At 46.0% G+C, this 15317-nt stretch carries 13 protein-coding genes; all 13 read left to right on the top strand.

Annotated elements, in window-relative coordinates; translation table 11 throughout:
• The first annotated feature begins 66 nt into the window (after nucleotides 1-66).
• The 13 genes from AB4589_RS11010 (at nucleotide 67) to AB4589_RS10950 (ending at nucleotide 15314) form a co-directional block, all read left to right on the top strand.
• Nucleotides 67-4923, top strand: coding sequence for a DUF1566 domain-containing protein (locus AB4589_RS11010; RefSeq protein WP_372100428.1), 4857 nt, complete (start codon nucleotides 67-69; stop codon nucleotides 4921-4923).
• 64 nt (nucleotides 4924-4987) lie between these two features.
• Entirely contained in the window at nucleotides 4988-5167 is a 180-nt protein-coding gene (locus AB4589_RS11005) for a Flp family type IVb pilin (RefSeq protein ID WP_371708279.1), read from the top strand.
• A gap of 30 nt (nucleotides 5168-5197) precedes the next feature.
• Nucleotides 5198-6079, top strand: a complete 882-nt coding sequence (gene cpaB, locus AB4589_RS11000; RefSeq protein WP_371708280.1) for a Flp pilus assembly protein CpaB — start codon at nucleotides 5198-5200, stop codon at nucleotides 6077-6079.
• On the top strand, nucleotides 6072-7469 hold the full coding sequence (locus tag AB4589_RS10995; protein ID WP_372100425.1) for a type II and III secretion system protein family protein: 1398 nt from the start codon (nucleotides 6072-6074) through the stop codon (nucleotides 7467-7469). Before cpaB ends, AB4589_RS10995 begins: the two co-directional genes overlap by 8 nt.
• Nucleotides 7470-7476: 7 nt before the next feature.
• Complete coding sequence (locus AB4589_RS10990) at nucleotides 7477-8100, top strand: CpaD family pilus assembly lipoprotein (protein ID WP_372100423.1); 624 nt, start codon at nucleotides 7477-7479, stop codon at nucleotides 8098-8100.
• The gene (locus tag AB4589_RS10985) at nucleotides 8097-9257 is read left to right on the top strand and encodes an AAA family ATPase (RefSeq protein WP_371708283.1); all 1161 of its coding nucleotides are present in this window, start codon (nucleotides 8097-8099) and stop codon (nucleotides 9255-9257) included. Before AB4589_RS10990 ends, AB4589_RS10985 begins: the two co-directional genes overlap by 4 nt.
• A complete protein-coding gene (locus tag AB4589_RS10980; protein WP_372100422.1) occupies nucleotides 9257-10600 on the top strand; it encodes a CpaF family protein in 1344 nt (447 codons plus the stop codon). The genes AB4589_RS10985 and AB4589_RS10980 overlap by 1 nt, the downstream gene beginning before the upstream one ends.
• On the top strand, nucleotides 10600-11514 hold the full coding sequence (locus tag AB4589_RS10975; protein ID WP_371708285.1) for a type II secretion system F family protein: 915 nt from the start codon (nucleotides 10600-10602) through the stop codon (nucleotides 11512-11514). Before AB4589_RS10980 ends, AB4589_RS10975 begins: the two co-directional genes overlap by 1 nt.
• Nucleotides 11511-12362, top strand: coding sequence for a type II secretion system F family protein (locus AB4589_RS10970; RefSeq protein ID WP_372100421.1), 852 nt, complete (start codon nucleotides 11511-11513; stop codon nucleotides 12360-12362). Before AB4589_RS10975 ends, AB4589_RS10970 begins: the two co-directional genes overlap by 4 nt.
• On the top strand, nucleotides 12359-13099 hold the full coding sequence (locus AB4589_RS10965) for a lipopolysaccharide assembly protein LapB (protein WP_102497085.1): 741 nt from the start codon (nucleotides 12359-12361) through the stop codon (nucleotides 13097-13099). Before AB4589_RS10970 ends, AB4589_RS10965 begins: the two co-directional genes overlap by 4 nt.
• Nucleotides 13099-13548 carry a TadE/TadG family type IV pilus assembly protein gene (locus AB4589_RS10960; protein WP_004732812.1) on the top strand — a complete coding sequence of 150 codons (450 nt, stop codon included), beginning with the start codon at nucleotides 13099-13101 and terminating at the stop codon, nucleotides 13546-13548. Before AB4589_RS10965 ends, AB4589_RS10960 begins: the two co-directional genes overlap by 1 nt.
• Complete coding sequence (gene tadF / locus AB4589_RS10955; protein ID WP_371708287.1) at nucleotides 13535-14098, top strand: tight adherence pilus pseudopilin TadF; 564 nt, start codon at nucleotides 13535-13537, stop codon at nucleotides 14096-14098. Before AB4589_RS10960 ends, tadF begins: the two co-directional genes overlap by 14 nt.
• Nucleotides 14091-15314: a VWA domain-containing protein gene (locus tag AB4589_RS10950; RefSeq protein WP_371708288.1), complete on the top strand. Its 1224-nt coding sequence runs from the start codon at nucleotides 14091-14093 to the stop codon at nucleotides 15312-15314. The genes tadF and AB4589_RS10950 overlap by 8 nt, the downstream gene beginning before the upstream one ends.
• Nucleotides 15315-15317: the final 3 nt, after the last annotated feature.

Raw genomic sequence — 15317 nt, 5'->3', positions numbered from 1 at the left:
CCGCCTTTCCTATGGGTAATTTATAAATTATTTGGAGTTCAGGTGGTAAGGAATCCATACAAATTAATGAGTGTTTCACTCGTTTCCACAATGCTGATTGCTTGTGGCGGAGCAGAGTCAGATCCGAAGCTCAAACAGTCACAAACTAAGCCAAGTTCTCAGAATATTTCGGGCATAGCTTTGGATGGTTATTTACGCAACGCGAAGGTTTGTTTAGACAGAAACAGCAATGCCATGTGTGATTCTGCTGATGGAGAAATTGCCACTACGGACGCCGAAGGACGATTCCAACTAGACGTCGACAATGATGTCGCCCAATACCCAATATTGGTCGAAGCGGTTGCCGGTATAACCATCGATATGGATTCACCGAATCAGCCTATTGAATCCGGATTTACGCTAGAAGTACCGAGTAGCAATTCGGACGTGATTAGCCCCGTGACGTCTCTCATTGCAAGTGTATCGAGAACCAGTGGAATCAGTTTTGATGAAGCAACCCAGCTTGTAGCCAGCGACTTAGGCATCGATAAACAACTGGCTGTTGGTGATTATTCCGCATCAAACTCAACCAAAAGCCGTGAAGTACACATGTTTGCGCGCGGTGTTACTCGCGTACTTCAAGAAGCACAAATGGCCTCTGTTGATGCAGGTGTCGACCAAGTAAATGCTCGAAAAGGATCTATGTACAAGCTGGCAGAGCTTGATTTAACAGAATTTAAAGCCAAGACCGATTTGCTGTCTCATGGCGCATCAGGAACCGATAGCGCATTGAAACAACTTGGTAAGGAATACCGAGACCAACTCAAAGTTTCCCAAGAAGACATCGATGGAAATGAAATCATCACTAGGCCGCCAGCGCCTAAGCACGGTCAAGTCAATGATGCCTCAGACACCTTCGATTGGCAGCTTGTGCGTGGCTTCACTCACAACACAGATTACGAATATTCATTGGATTCAGGGAAGACTTGGACAACGGTAATTCGTAAGCCGATTGTTGTAGGGAAACTGGCGTTCGACAAAGGAGCCGTTCAAGTTCGAGTTGCTGCGTCTAACGTTCGTAATACCCCTGCCGGAAAGTCCATGCTTTCAGACAAAGCGTTTACGCTAACGACAGTGCCTGCTGCTCCAGCCTGGATTAGTGTGAATAACGCGATCAATCAATTTGATTGGGCATTTGTCGACTCGTTTAATGAACTAGGTTTGTATGAATATTCATTAGATAACGGCTCAAGCTGGACAAAAGCGACTGAAAAGCCTCAAGACATTCCAGATCTAGATATTCCAGTTGGACATCTAAAAGTTCGTGTAGCCAAAGATGACTCGCTAGGTCACCCAACAGGATTAAGTTCAGCATCAGAACAATCGATGACGGTAACCCCAATCCAACCAGTAAAACCGGTATTGGAATTTGCTAACGACAGCACCAATCAGATCAACTGGCTTTGGGTTAATGGATACAACGACCCATCTTTCTACGAGATTAATCTAGGTAATGGTTGGCAGGACGTCACCGCACTGCCGTATCTTGTTGGCAATGTTTCACTTCCTGCAAACACGATTTCGGTTCGCGTTAAGTCAAATGCACTGGATGCCCGCCCCGCGGGAGTTCCGTTGGTTATCAGCTCTGTATTCACTCGCTCAGAAAATCAACCTATAGCACCAACCTCACCGATTGTTGACGATGCAGAAAACACATTCGCATGGACAGACGTTGAAGGATTTACGGGAAGTGATTTCTACGAATACTCTCTCGATAGAGGCATTACTTTTACCCCTGTAACTAGCAACCCACAGGCTATCCCAGATGAGACGTTTGCCAAAGGGCAAATCTGTGTAAGAGTAAAAGCAGGTACCGATCCTCAACATGATCCTGGCGAAGCGCTGTGTTCAGACAAGGGCTACTCTGTTACTCCTAGTATGCCTGCCGCACCGACATCACCAATCTCTCATGACGGATTAGATACATTTGACTGGACGTTTGTTACCGGGTTTTCAGAGGTAACGGATTACGAGATCAATGCGCTTAACACAGGTTGGACAGTCGTTACCACAAAGCCATATCAGCTAAATGACCAAGCTTACGCTATTGATTCAATCCAAGTACGCGTTAAACGAGATCAGATTACGGGTCGCCCTAGTGGTTCAGAGTTGACGAACGATATGGCGTTTAATGTTCGTCCGTCAGCACCAATTGCCCCGGCGGATCTGGTGGTTAACGACACAAATAATACTCTCGATTGGACATACTTCGGCGAATTCACTCAGCCCGAGCACTTCGAAGTCACACTCGACTCCGGTTCAACTTGGACAAAAGTAACCGCTAAGCCTGTAGTGATTGGTAATATCGACAAAAGTATCGGTGAGGTTCAAATACGCGTCGCTCAAAACAAGACGAATGGCATGCCTCATGGCGTAGCAGCATTAACCACACAAGCCTTCACCAAAGTGTTTGAGATTCCAGCACCAACATCGCCTGAGATAACCAACACTTTCACTGGCTCAAACCAAATCAAGACCAATGGTTTTGAGTGGGACTACTTAACTGCCAACGTTGATGGCCAGTCTGTTCGCTTTGATGAAGCCGAATACTATGAGTTCACCAATGACCAAGGCCTCACTTGGCACCCTGCTATTTCGAACCCACAGTTCATTGGCCCTGAAGCGTATGACAAAGCCAATGTCGGAGTTCGACTAAAGAAACAAGCAAAAGAAGGCGTTTCCAATTCAGTCAGTGACACCCTTTGGGCTACAGATGCTAGTAGTCGCTTCACTGCATTAAAATTCGTACCGATGAAAACCCGTTCGCAAGCCGCTGATTTTGGTTACGGTGGCTCATGGAATTCCTACTCCCTAAATTGTATTGCTGAATACGATGACAAAGGACAAGGGGAACCGAGGTTTTGGACGAAGCGATTCTCTTCAGAAACCGATACCGTCTTCGATGAAGTCGCACAACTGGATGATTGTGATATCGCTGGTTGGACGCTTCCAGACACCAATGAAGTGATTACGCTATCGCAACGAGATCCTGCAACACTGCCATCAAATCTAAGAAGTGGTGGTTACTTGGTATCGAATCAGTCAATGAATATATTAGCGGATAAAAATGGCGTCGCTGTCACTATCAACAAAGGCCAGGAATCTGTTGAGCAATATTATTCAAAATACGCATACCCTAAATGGGAATTACCGCCTGGAGCGCAGCTAGTTAGTCACATTGATGCTTCAACAACTGCTGTTGAAACCCTAATCAATACACAAAGTTCAATAGTAAAGGCGGCTGAGGCTTACCTAACAACATGGTTAGCAAACAATCAGAAAAAAGCGCAAAGCTACGCGACTTTAGAAACCCAAGCACAAGCTAAAGCTGTTGAACTGGCGGCCTTTACTAAACCATGGTTTGACGAACTGAGTGCAGTGAGCACGAAACTCACCATTTACGACTTTCAAGTATCGGTTGCTCAAAGCCGCACTGATACGGAGAGCCTTGAGTTCATTACCAAAGTAAAAGCTTACAAAGAAAAAGCAGCCAAACTACAGCAAAACTCGAACGGGTTAAATGCACTGGTAGAAGGCGCTAAGTTTGCTCAAAAAATGGCGTTCATTCAAAAAAAATCGGTGATGCTAACCGATGCCGCAAGCGCAATAGGCTCAGCTTCATTGGCTTCAGAGCTGCATCAAGCAAGTTTGGACCTCTACAGTGCCATTTCAGTATTAGAGAGCCAATATGAGCAAGTCGCTGACTTTATTACTCAACTGAATACAGCGACCAACGGAATTGGCTCTGAGTTTGATTCGCTCATCGCTCTATATCAAACACTTATCAAAGAGATGAGCACAACAGCCACACTCCACGATCTCGCTCAATCTAAGGTGTTAGCAAAAGATGGACTAAAACAAGCGGCAGACAATGGGTTTAGTGTTTCTCAAGCCAACGCAATGGTAAGTAATCGCTTCGCCAAGTTGGATGAACTAGGAAACTACCTGACAAGCGACACAACCTATCAACAAGGTTGGCGCTGTGTTGAAGACACGAAAATTTCAGGAAAACGTCGAGTATGGGCGCTGCTCAAAGATGGACTACCGCATGGTGCTGACGATCTTGCCTATGATGCTTCAGCGACCGGATACGCCAGCATACTAGGCAGCAACGAACTACTCGCTAGCACTAATAACAACAAGCTGTGTGGTTTTAGTGACTGGGAAGTTCCGCACTTAGCACAGCTGCTGTCGATTAACACCAAAGCTGTCGAAGGTTCAAATTCGAAAATGACCTTGGATACAGACGTATTTCCAAATTACTTGGGACTCAAGCCAGAATACGACAAATCTTATTTAGATAATGGAACCACGTTTTATTACTGGTCTAGTGCAGCAAGCGGTGATCAACAATACATCACAAGTTACGACACTAAAGAAAGTAGCCAAACCTTAGATAAAGCTCGTACCGATGGTTCTGAAGACAAAGTCGTCTTAGCTCGATTATTCAGAGAAAAGTCTGCTAATTATCAGTATCTAAATGCGCAAGGAACGGTAGTAACCAACCGACAAAATGCAGTGTGTGCTCAAGACACAGACAGCAACTTGGTTTGGCAACTCTTCTCTCGAGGTGATAGTAGCCGTTTCAAGAAATACGTAGATATTGCCCCTCTTATCACAGCACAAAATACCAAGAGTATTTGCGGAAAAGCCAATTGGCGTTACCCAACAAAAGCTGAACTGTATAGATTATTACCACTTAATAACGAAGTATTTGAGTTCAACGAAGCAACTGGTGGTAGCTATAACTACTACATCACCAGCGATGCTGCCGACTCACAATATAACCGTTTCGTCGGTTTGAACATGAATACGATGGTGGAAACGCAAGTGTTGATAGAGACCCATTCACCAGCTTATCTATATCGATTAGTTGCAGACTAACGACACCTTTATTAATTATCACAGCAGCCTCAACTGAGGCTGCTTTCATCTAGGAAATAACAACATGTTGAACAAGAAAAAGCAGCGCGGCGCGGCCGCTATCGAATACGCAATTCTCGCAGCAGCAATGTCTGTGGTCTTGCTTAATTTTGTAGGCGGCGAAAATGGTGATCTAACCGAAGCCATTACTGGCGCTTACCAAACTGTCGTCGATCAGCTCAAAAACGCTCAAACATCAGAATAAGCCCGTTTACCGTAAATTAAAGGAATAGTTATGACTGCTAAGCGACTCATGTTGCTGTCGTTATTTTGCTCGGTGCTCGGATTGTCCGTTTTACTGTTGAGCCAAACCAATAGCGAGTCTGCGACCACCTCTTCTAAACAAGCCGCTAAGCAAACGGTCAAAGTGCTGGTTCCAACTCGTACGATTGAGATAGGCCAAACCTACACGCCAAACTCGTTTCGATGGAAAGAAGTTCCACAGCAAGAGTTAGAGAACTACATCGACCACGTGGCACCGGAAGATATTTCTGCCGACCACACGATGTCAGGGCTTGCACGCACCAAACTCGTCAAAGACTCAATATTGTCGAAAGCCGACATTACCGAACCCGAAGGTGGCTACTCGCTCTCATTGAAGTTACAACCAGGCTATCGCGCGATTTCAGTCCCTGTCGATCAAGTCACGTCTAATTCAGGCTTCATTGAGCCGGGCGACCGAGTGGATATTCTCCTACTCGGTTCACAAGATGGTGAGCTACTTCGTTATGGCAATTCATCTCAAGGATTGTACGTTACAACGATAGTTCATGACGCAAGAGTCTTGGCATTTAATAACAAGCAAACGGCAGAATCTTATCAAAAGGCTCGGGAATCGAATGGTTTCGAAGATGGTATCCCTGACGACAGCAGTGTCTCTTTAGAAGTGACGCCCGAACAAGCAAACCAAGTGGTTCTTGCGAAACAATTAGGAAAGTTAACGCTTGTATTACGCGGGCAAAACGAGGCTCAAGATCAACCTCAACACGCAAATGCCGTGACGCTAAAAGTCATTTCTCCAGACACAACTCAGGTATTACCTGACGTGGGTTTAGTGGAATTTAGAGCCGAAAATAAAACTGTTAAAACTAATACTGGAGCTGATAACAATGGCTAATATCTGTCGTTGGTGGGGTGTTCTCCTGCTATCAAGCCTATGTGTCTCTTTTGCATCTGCAGCATCAACATTTGATGTCACGATCAATGAGGCGAGAATGATTCGCTTACCTGAAAAAGCGAAATCCATTTTCATCTCTAGCACCCATATCGCTGATTACCAAACCTTAACCAATACCAAGGTGATGATATTCGGTAAGCGAGCGGGCAGCGCTACGATCACCGTTTTGAATGAACAAGAACGCGTGATTTATACCAACAAGATTCGCGTCACGCATAATAGCCGTGAGTTCAATGAACTGGTTAAAAACAAGTTCCCAGAAGCGTCAGTCAACGCTGAATCTCTGGGTGGAAAGTTATGGCTTAAAGGTCGTGTTCCCTCTCCGATGATGGCACACAATATCGTATCGCTCGCGAAAGGCTACTTATCCCCTATTGTCGGTTCTACCGAACAACAAGAGAGCTCGAATTCACAGGGAAACAGTAACAACAGCAGTAATTCAACCAATCAAAATCAGCAGACTCAACCCAATGATGATGAGCTGATCAATCAATTGGTTGTCACCATGCCAAATCAGGTCAACATTCGTGTAAAAATCGCTGAAGTCTCAAGAAATGTATCCAATAAGTTGGGCATCAAATGGGGTTCAGTCGCTGGCGGTGTGGGGCAATTTTCGTTTTCAAAGCTGCCTAATGTCAGTAGTTGGGGCAAGCCGAGCATTACTGCTCTGATTGATGCGCTAGCAACCAACGGCATGATGTCTGTGCTTGCTGAACCTAACTTGACCGCAATGTCAGGTGAAGATGCTGAGTTTTTGGTGGGTGGGCAAGTACCGCTACCACTGATTACGGCTGACACCACTCAGATTGAATACAAGGATTTCGGTGTGAAACTGAACTTCACCCCAACCGTGCTCAGCCAAAACCGTATCAGCTTAAAAGTGAACCCCGAGGTCAGTAATGTCTCAATCGAAAGCCAACAAGTGATACACGGAACTAACTTCCCTTCTTTTACCACTCGTAGCGCCTCCACCACCATTGAATTGGCGAGTGGGCAGAGCTTCGCTTTAGGCGGGTTATTGAAATCGGAAGACATTGAACAGCTACAAAAAGTACCGCTTATCGGTGAAATACCGGTTCTCGGTAGCCTGTTCCGCTCGACTGAATTCACTCGTAGAGAAACAGAGCTGATCATCATTGTAACGGCTTACCTAGTTCAACCGACTCGTTCGGACTCAATGCCACTCCCAACCGATGGTTTAATCCCGTTGAGTGATGTTGAACGATTACTGGCACTGCCGAGAATTCAACGTAAAAGAACGTTTAGTCAAGACACATACACCGACAACCAGAAGCCTCGCTTACTGGGTGACAACGGGTTCTACTACTGAGGACATCATGAACAAATTATCCTTATTACTGCCCGCTCTCATTGCGCTTGCGGGTTGCGCGCCAACGCCTACAACCCAACAACCTTCTGTGGATGTGGTGTCCGTGACAAACAAGCTGACTTTAACACTGTCGGGTAAAACGTTATCGGCTCAAGAGAAAGATGACATCTCTGATTTTATTGCTCGTCTAGGTACGCTATCCAACTTAATGGTCAAGATTGAAAATACGACTCAGAAAGGAGAAAGCCAAAGTGAAAAAGTTAGGCTTCATCTGATCGAGTCAGGCCTCTACCCTTCTCAAATTTCAGTATCTAATCCATCGGTACAAGGTAAAGGTGATCTCACGATTTTTGTTGAATCTTATCGTGCCGAAGTAACAGCATGTGACGCGGGTAAAACACCAAGAACCACACTCAACGCTTATCGTACTCAGCGCAATTTTGGCTGTGCGAATGCCAGCGCACTGGCGCAAATGGTCGCAAATCCAAAAGACCTGATTGTTGGTCAACCCATCGACAGTGCACAAGGACAAAAAGCGGTGTCTAGCATCGATAACTACTTTGCACCACCAGCACAAAACCAACAGACAAACTCTGGTTCTTCGAATACCACGCAAGGAGGTTCGCAATGAATCAAGTACACAACTTAACGGTACTGATCGCGGCATCGGAGCAACTCGATACATTAGCGCTCACATACACACTGAATGATTTCGGTATCAACAACATCACAACCTCTTCGAATCAAGAAGATGACGTGGTGAGACAGGTACTTAAAAATGACGTTAAAACCATCTTCCTCGATGTATTGAATAGCGAATTGCCAGAATCAAAACAGGTTGTTCAGCATTTAATACAACGTACTGGGTGCCAAGTTATCGCGATTGGTCATTCAACCGAAATTTTGGCTTACCGTGGAATGCTCGCATCCGGTGCCAGTGACTATTTAGTCAACCCAGTGACACCACAAGATCTTGAACACGTCTCCTTTGCTGCTTTGCAACTCAACAACGAAAAACGAAATGAAAAAATCGTTTCCATTGTCAGTGCAAAAGGTGGCTCAGGAAGCAGCACCATTATAGCCACGTTATCGCAGCAGCTTGCCGAACTCGATAAACGAGTAACTAGTATGGACCTCGATTTTTCGATGGGTGATTTGGATTTGCTACTCAATGTCGAAGGCAACACGGCGTTGGTAGAGCTTTTACAATACCCAGAAAGATTAGAACCTCTCGTATTTGAGCGCAGTGGGATCAGTGTGTCACCCGAGCACACGCTCTTTACCGGTTATCTACCTTTAGACACCACACCATTTTGGCCACAAAAGAGTGCATTCGATCAGTTTACAAAGTTCTGCCTGCAAAGTTCAGACTACTTACTGATCGACATCCCGACCTATTCATTGCGTGACCTGGTTGGCTTTGAAGCGCTTAAAAGTGCCGATATTCGAATCATTGTGGTTGAACCTACACTCAGCTCCATTCGCAATGCAGGCCAGATAATCAAACGACTTCAAAACCAAGCAGCTTCGCAAACCATTGTGGTGTTGAACCATTGTAAGTCCGATTCAGCATCCCTTATTTCAGCCCATGATGTTAAGAAATCACTTGGTACATCTGTAGACGTCATGATTCCATTTTTGCCAAACCATTTCTTGAGCAAGTCATCGCTTGGTCAGCCTGCCCATAAAGGCAATAGGAAAGTGAAGCTCGCGTTTAACTCTCTACTTGAACTAGTCACTGGTGAGCCGCAACAAGGCAACCGCCGTTTTTGGAAGCGAGGCGCATAATGTTTGGTCAGAACACACAAGCCATAGATCCGATTGTAACGAATAGAGCTCGGTCTCATGAAGCCCTAACATCAACACCCTCAGTTCGTGAGCATTATCATGTGATTCATGAAGAGGTCATCAAGGCGATCGACCCATCGGTTGTAGTGAGCTTAAGCGCACCCGATCTTGAAGCTAGAATTGCCGAAATGGTGTCAGATATCGTGGTCTCTAAGCAGTTACCACTTGGTCACAAAGATGTCGCTCATTCAGTGGAACAATTGCTCAATGAGTTTCTAGGATTAGGCCCACTGCAGCCCTTAATTGAAGACCAAGGCATTACCGACATCATGGTCAATGGGTACCGTGAAGTCTACGTAGAACGCTCAGGAAAATTGCAAAAAACGGCCGTTCAATTTCGTAATGAAGAACAACTTCTCAACCTAGCGCGACGCATCGTCAGCAAGGTCGGGCGAAGAATCGATGAATCGAATCCATTAGTCGATGCTCGATTGGATGATGGTAGCCGTGTCAATGTGATGATCCCACCGCTAGCGCTTGATGGAACCTACATTTCCATCCGAAAATTCAATGAGAATAAGCTAACACTCAGCCAATTGGCTCAGTTTGGCGCAATGTCGAAATCGATGGTTAAGCTTATCGATATTATTGTTCGCTCACGCCTTAATGTGCTTGTTGCGGGAGGCACTGGTGCAGGTAAAACCACACTGCTCAACGCGATGTCTTTTAGCATTTCACCTCAAGAACGCATCATTACCATTGAAGACACCGCAGAACTGCGTCTACAACAGCCTCATGTTGTGCGCGCTGAAACTCGCCCAGCCAATGCCGAAGGCTTAACGCCGATTACCCAGCGAGAGTTGGTACGAAATTCTCTACGAATGCGACCAGATCGCATCATTTTAGGCGAAGTTCGTGGTGATGAAGCCTTTGAGATGATGCAGGCAATGAACACCGGCCATGATGGTTCACTGTGTACATTGCACGCAAACTCGGCGACTGACGCACTCGTTCGTATGGAAAACATGTTAATGATGAGCCAAGCGACTCTGCCTCTGTTCTCATTGCGCCGCCAAATCGCAGACACCATCGATGTCGTTATACAAGTCGAAAGAATGCGTGATGGCAAAAGACGCATTGTTTCGATCACCGAGGTGCAAGGGTTAGAAGGAGAACAATACATCACCCAAGACTTGTTCAAATTCAAGCTGTTATCGGAAGATCAACAAGGCAACCTGATTGGCGAATATAAGAGTGCTAAGTGCGTACCAAGCTTCAATGAAAAAGCCAAGTATCATCAACTCGATGCTCAACTAAGAGTAGCGATGGAGCTTGAAGCCTGATGATCCTAGTTCTCACTGTTTTTGTTTTGTTTGTCGCGATCGGGTTAATCAGGTTGAGCTCAAAGCAAGCTATCGTCAATAAGCGCTTATTGTTGGTAAGCGGCAGTCAACGCTCGCTTACAGCTGACGTTTCAATCAAAAAAATCAACCACCAACGTAGCAACAAACTGCATGCTTTCTTTTTACGAATGAGTGCATTGCTGCCAGTTTGGGATAAGTACTTTATTGTCTTATCAGCTATCGGTTTCCCAGCATCAGGCCACATGTTATTTCCCCAACTGGCAATGCATCATCAACTTTTCTCCGCTGTTGGACTTTGGGTTGTATGCACATGTGCCTTGGTGATGTACCGCCGAAAAATGCAGGTAGAAGAGTTCGAACAAGGCATCATCAATGTACTTGGCTTAATTTCTAGAGCGGTGGCTGCGGGGCTCTCAGTCCCACAAGCGATTGAACAAGTGTCAGAAACCCAACCAGGGCTATTAGGACGTGAGTTCTCCTATATTCGCGATAACTTAACGCTCGGTTTAAGCCTTCGACAAAGCCTCGATGATGCATGCGTTCGCCTTCCTTACAGCAGTTTCCGCTACTTCTCGGTCGCGTTGATCCTGAATCAATCGAATGGTGGCCAACTGCGCGACATTCTTCAAAGCTTAAGCAGAACCATGCATGACAATCGAGCGATGAGAAAAAAGGTCAAGAGCTTAACCTCGGAGCCTCGTATGACAGCCCTCTTTCTTTCTATCTTACCCTTGGGGTTATTGGGTGGTATCTATTTGATGGAACCCGCCATGATAGTCCAATTGTTCAACACAGAGTCGGGACAGCGGGTACTAACCTACGCCGTCATTAGCATCAGCTCAGGCACACTCATTTTGAACGCTCTGACTTGTAACAGAAGGTTCTCATCATGATGTATGTTGCCTTGCTTCTGTTGGGATGTGCACTACTACTCACAGTTGTCGCACACTTGTCTTCCTTCAAACGAGATGTTGTCGCTGAACGACTGACTCGCGTATCGAGCTACTCCTCTAAGTACACCACCGCTTCAAGTAAATGGCGCTTCCAAGGTGCAAAACCACGACGCCAGAAGTTAATCCTCATTGGCTGGTTGAGTCCTAATGCAGAGTTCTATTTTCTTGGCTTAAGACTACTGACGATGGTGATGGGATCTATTGCTTGGTATGTCACTCGAATCCAAGTGCTTAACATGAACTCTGTGGCCGAATGTATCGCAATCGCCATTGTGGTTGGCATCCTGTTCGACCGCATTCTAGATTGGCGTGTGAACCAAGTCCGAATGCAAATTAGCCGCGTTATTCCTGATGCCGTCGATCTGATGGTGGTATGTGTCGCATCAGGCCTAACACTCGAAGCGGTATTTCGCTGTGTCGGTGAAGAGATGCGTGCGATCTCTCCAGCATTGTCACGCGAATGGCTACTCACTGCGACTGAGATATCGGTTCTTGATTCACCACAAACGGCACTTTCAAACCTAGACAAACGAGTCCAGCTTCCTGACATCAACAATATTGTGACCACCATGAATCAATCGCTTCAATACGGCACACCTCTCGCTGAAGCGTTAAAGCTGATTGCCTCTGATAGCCGCCAATATCACTTCTTAGAGCTTGAAGAGTGGGTAGGAAAAATACCAGCCAAGATGTCATTCCCTTTAGTGGTCTTCATCATGCTACCTGTCGTGGGCATTATTGTCGTGCCAATCATGTTATCCCTTAAACAAACTCTGGGGGACTTATGAACAAGATCGTTCTCTTGGGTTTAGCGCTGATTTTGGTGGGCTGTCAGTCAACGAATAACGTTGAAAAAGAGACCTCTGAAGATATGAAAGTCGCCGAGGTTGCACTGATGAATGGCAAACCAGAAAGTGCCATGGATCTGTACCGAAAGATGCTGATATCGAAGCCTGATGACCCACAGTTACTATTGCTAATGGGGTCTGCTGCGAATCAAGCCAGTCGTTATGATGAGGCGCTGCATTATCTAAAGCGTGGTATCGAGCTTAATCAATCGAGCGCGATTTACAGAGAACTTGGCCGAGCTTGGTTGGCGCTCGGTGAGCTTAAACAAGCCACAACCGCTCTCGAAGAATCTGTCAGATTAGTCGCAACTGATGATGTCGCCCAAAACAGTTTAGGCGTGAGTTACTCGCTCAATAAGCAGTATTCAAAAGCGCGTGAATCTTACTCTCATGCCCTCAGCTTGATGCCATCCAGTAATGAGTATCGCAACAACTTAGCCATGGCTTGGATACTCGATGGTAAACCAGAGCAAGGGATTCGAATTCTGCACCCGATCTTTGTCCGAGGTGAAGCGAGCGTAAAACTGCAACTCAATCTAGCACTGGCTTATGCGCTTTCTGGAGACAGTGCGTCCGCGAAAAGTATCGCTCGTGCACATCTATCTCAACCTGAGTTCGCCAACAATAGTCTGTATTACCAAGAGCTTGCTGCTAAAACAGAGCAAGGAGAACAGTGATGCTCTCACGTCAAAAAGGTGCGCAGACCGTCGAGTTTGCAATGTTGGTGGTACCGTTCCTGATACTGATCATCGGTTTCTTTGAGATCTGCCGCCTGCTGTTGGTCAACATCATCCTTGATGTAGCCGTTAATGCGGGTGTTCGTGAGGCCAAGACACGGCCGATTAGCCCTATTTCAGACCAAGCTTTTGCCGAGACTATCGCAAAGTTCCCACTGATAGATAAGAGCAAGCTCGTCTTGGATCCATCGCCGCTATACGCCGAAAACTTCTCAGATTTAGTTAATGAGAAACCGGTATCCAAAAGCAGAGCAGTGTTAGGCGAGTACAAGGTGTCTTACTCATTTTCATTTGCCTTATTACCTAATCTATCAACTCAGTTTTCTGAGTCTATCGGCAACATGACAACCTTGAAAAGAAAGGTACTGGTTAGTTATGACAACAAATAAAACACCTCGAAAAAAACAAGCGGGTTCAGCAGCGATTGAATTCCCCTTCGTTGTACTCGCACTCATGATCATTTTGTGGGGGCTTGTTGCTACCTACCGCTTATTCAACCTACAGACTCAGCTCGACAACGTGACATATAACCTAGTCAACGCCGTTTCACTAACGCAACTGAAACCAGAGCAAGGCCCAAACGGATTACCTAATACGTTAAAGGATCAGCTTCTCGATCTCGCCGAACGTTATCTTCCGCAAGACATCAAGCGCAGCGATATTGGGTTGGTACTTGAAAGCCGTGTATTTAATACCACTGCTTCGAACTGGGAATACAAGCACATCCATGCCGGGATCATCTGTCAAAGCGACACTCCTCCCATCGAGAAACTAAAGGCACTTATCGTTGAGGGTAGCGGCGACCCTGCGTTAGTTGGAAGACCATCCACCTTGGTTCAACTCACTTTATGTGTGAATACACCGTTTGACTACAAGCGACTCAATCTTCCTAAAACACTCTCAAGTTCATCAGCCGTGATAGGAAAGCATTATGGTTAAACCAATATTCGGCAGCATTGCGCTTAAAAAACAGCAAGGCTCCATGACCATTTCATTGTTGGCGTTACTGTTTCCAGCGCTTTTCATTGCCGTTGGCACCCTGATGATCTCGGCTCAAGTAATGGTTTCAAACCGAGCAGCGCAAGCCGCCGATTCGGCCGCATTAGCGTGTGCTTTTGCTGATACAGCCACACACCCAATGATGTTGGCTTACCAAGAGTACTATAAGCCAACCCTAAAAGGCGTGAGTGGCTTAAAACCAGAAATCATAGGCTCAGAATGCCGTATTAGCCTAGGTTATTCATTATCACCCTTACTGCCCAACTTCAAATATGAGAGCTATGCAAACAAGGTAACGGCGACAGGTGGTGGTTATAAAGGTGTGGTTGAAAGCAAGCACTCTTCGATTCCAACGGAGCTGGTATTGGTACTTGATGTGTCTGGATCGATGGGTTCAAACATCCAGTCGTTGAAATCCATTTTATCCAATGCATTGAATACGATTCAATCTCAGAGCAATAACGCTAACGATTTGGATTCTGTAAGAATTTCAATCGTTCCCTTCGACTCTGGAGTCGCAGCGCAGCGCCCACATTGGTTATCCAAAGAAGCGGCCGGTATCTACTGTATCGATGGGCTTAGCTATCGCAATGGCAATTTCTCTGCAGCACTGACGGTCGACAACTTAGCGACGCTGCACTCAGAACGCCCTGTGAAGTTTACACCGCCAAGTCAATGGTTAAGCGACTGTAACCAAGACTCACCAATGCTGCCATTAACCAGCGTCTTTTCTCGCGTCCGAAACTCGATAAACAGCCTAACAGCAAATGGCGGTACTCGCTCTTTTCACGGCTTGTTATGGGGAGTGAGACAACTGATCCCTAGCTGGCAACAAGCATGGGGAATCAACGTCAGCACAGTACCTGAAACCAGAAGAAAGCTAGTGCTCTTCACCGACGGTGCTGACGAAGGAGACACGTTTGACCAACTGGTTAACGCAGGGTTCTGTACTACCGCAATCAATCAATATGGCATCGAAATGAACTTCATCGGCTATGGCGTCAACTCATCTCGAATCGCCCAATTCGAGCGTTGTGCAGGGAACCCATCACGTGTGTTTAGTGCCACGAATACCACCCAACTCAACGAGTATTTTTCCGACATTTTAGCCGTTGAATACTCGGCAACCATCAAACTCACTCAAGCATCTAATTAACAG

The sequence above is a fragment of the Vibrio sp. 10N.222.49.A3 genome, assembly GCF_041475145.1.
GTDB lineage: Bacteria > Pseudomonadota > Gammaproteobacteria > Enterobacterales > Vibrionaceae > Vibrio > Vibrio tasmaniensis_A.
The sequence above is the reverse complement of the archived record's forward strand: the minus strand, read 5'-3'. Positions and strand labels throughout refer to the sequence as shown.

What these genes read in the sequence shown, in the direction of transcription:
- AB4589_RS11010 (WP_372100428.1), top strand. Translation starts at nt 67, where the DNA reads ATGAGTGTTTCACTCGTTTCCACAATGCTGATTGCTTGTGGCGGAGCA.
- AB4589_RS11005 (WP_371708279.1), top strand. Translation starts at nt 4,988, where the DNA reads ATGTTGAACAAGAAAAAGCAGCGCGGCGCGGCCGCTATCGAATACGCA.
- cpaB (WP_371708280.1), top strand. Translation starts at nt 5,198, where the DNA reads ATGACTGCTAAGCGACTCATGTTGCTGTCGTTATTTTGCTCGGTGCTC.
- AB4589_RS10995 (WP_372100425.1), top strand. Translation starts at nt 6,072, where the DNA reads ATGGCTAATATCTGTCGTTGGTGGGGTGTTCTCCTGCTATCAAGCCTA.
- AB4589_RS10990 (WP_372100423.1), top strand. Translation starts at nt 7,477, where the DNA reads ATGAACAAATTATCCTTATTACTGCCCGCTCTCATTGCGCTTGCGGGT.
- AB4589_RS10985 (WP_371708283.1), top strand. Translation starts at nt 8,097, where the DNA reads ATGAATCAAGTACACAACTTAACGGTACTGATCGCGGCATCGGAGCAA.
- AB4589_RS10980 (WP_372100422.1), top strand. Translation starts at nt 9,257, where the DNA reads ATGTTTGGTCAGAACACACAAGCCATAGATCCGATTGTAACGAATAGA.
- AB4589_RS10975 (WP_371708285.1), top strand. Translation starts at nt 10,600, where the DNA reads ATGATCCTAGTTCTCACTGTTTTTGTTTTGTTTGTCGCGATCGGGTTA.
- AB4589_RS10970 (WP_372100421.1), top strand. Translation starts at nt 11,511, where the DNA reads ATGATGTATGTTGCCTTGCTTCTGTTGGGATGTGCACTACTACTCACA.
- AB4589_RS10965 (WP_102497085.1), top strand. Translation starts at nt 12,359, where the DNA reads ATGAACAAGATCGTTCTCTTGGGTTTAGCGCTGATTTTGGTGGGCTGT.
- AB4589_RS10960 (WP_004732812.1), top strand. Translation starts at nt 13,099, where the DNA reads ATGCTCTCACGTCAAAAAGGTGCGCAGACCGTCGAGTTTGCAATGTTG.
- tadF (WP_371708287.1), top strand. Translation starts at nt 13,535, where the DNA reads ATGACAACAAATAAAACACCTCGAAAAAAACAAGCGGGTTCAGCAGCG.
- AB4589_RS10950 (WP_371708288.1), top strand. Translation starts at nt 14,091, where the DNA reads ATGGTTAAACCAATATTCGGCAGCATTGCGCTTAAAAAACAGCAAGGC.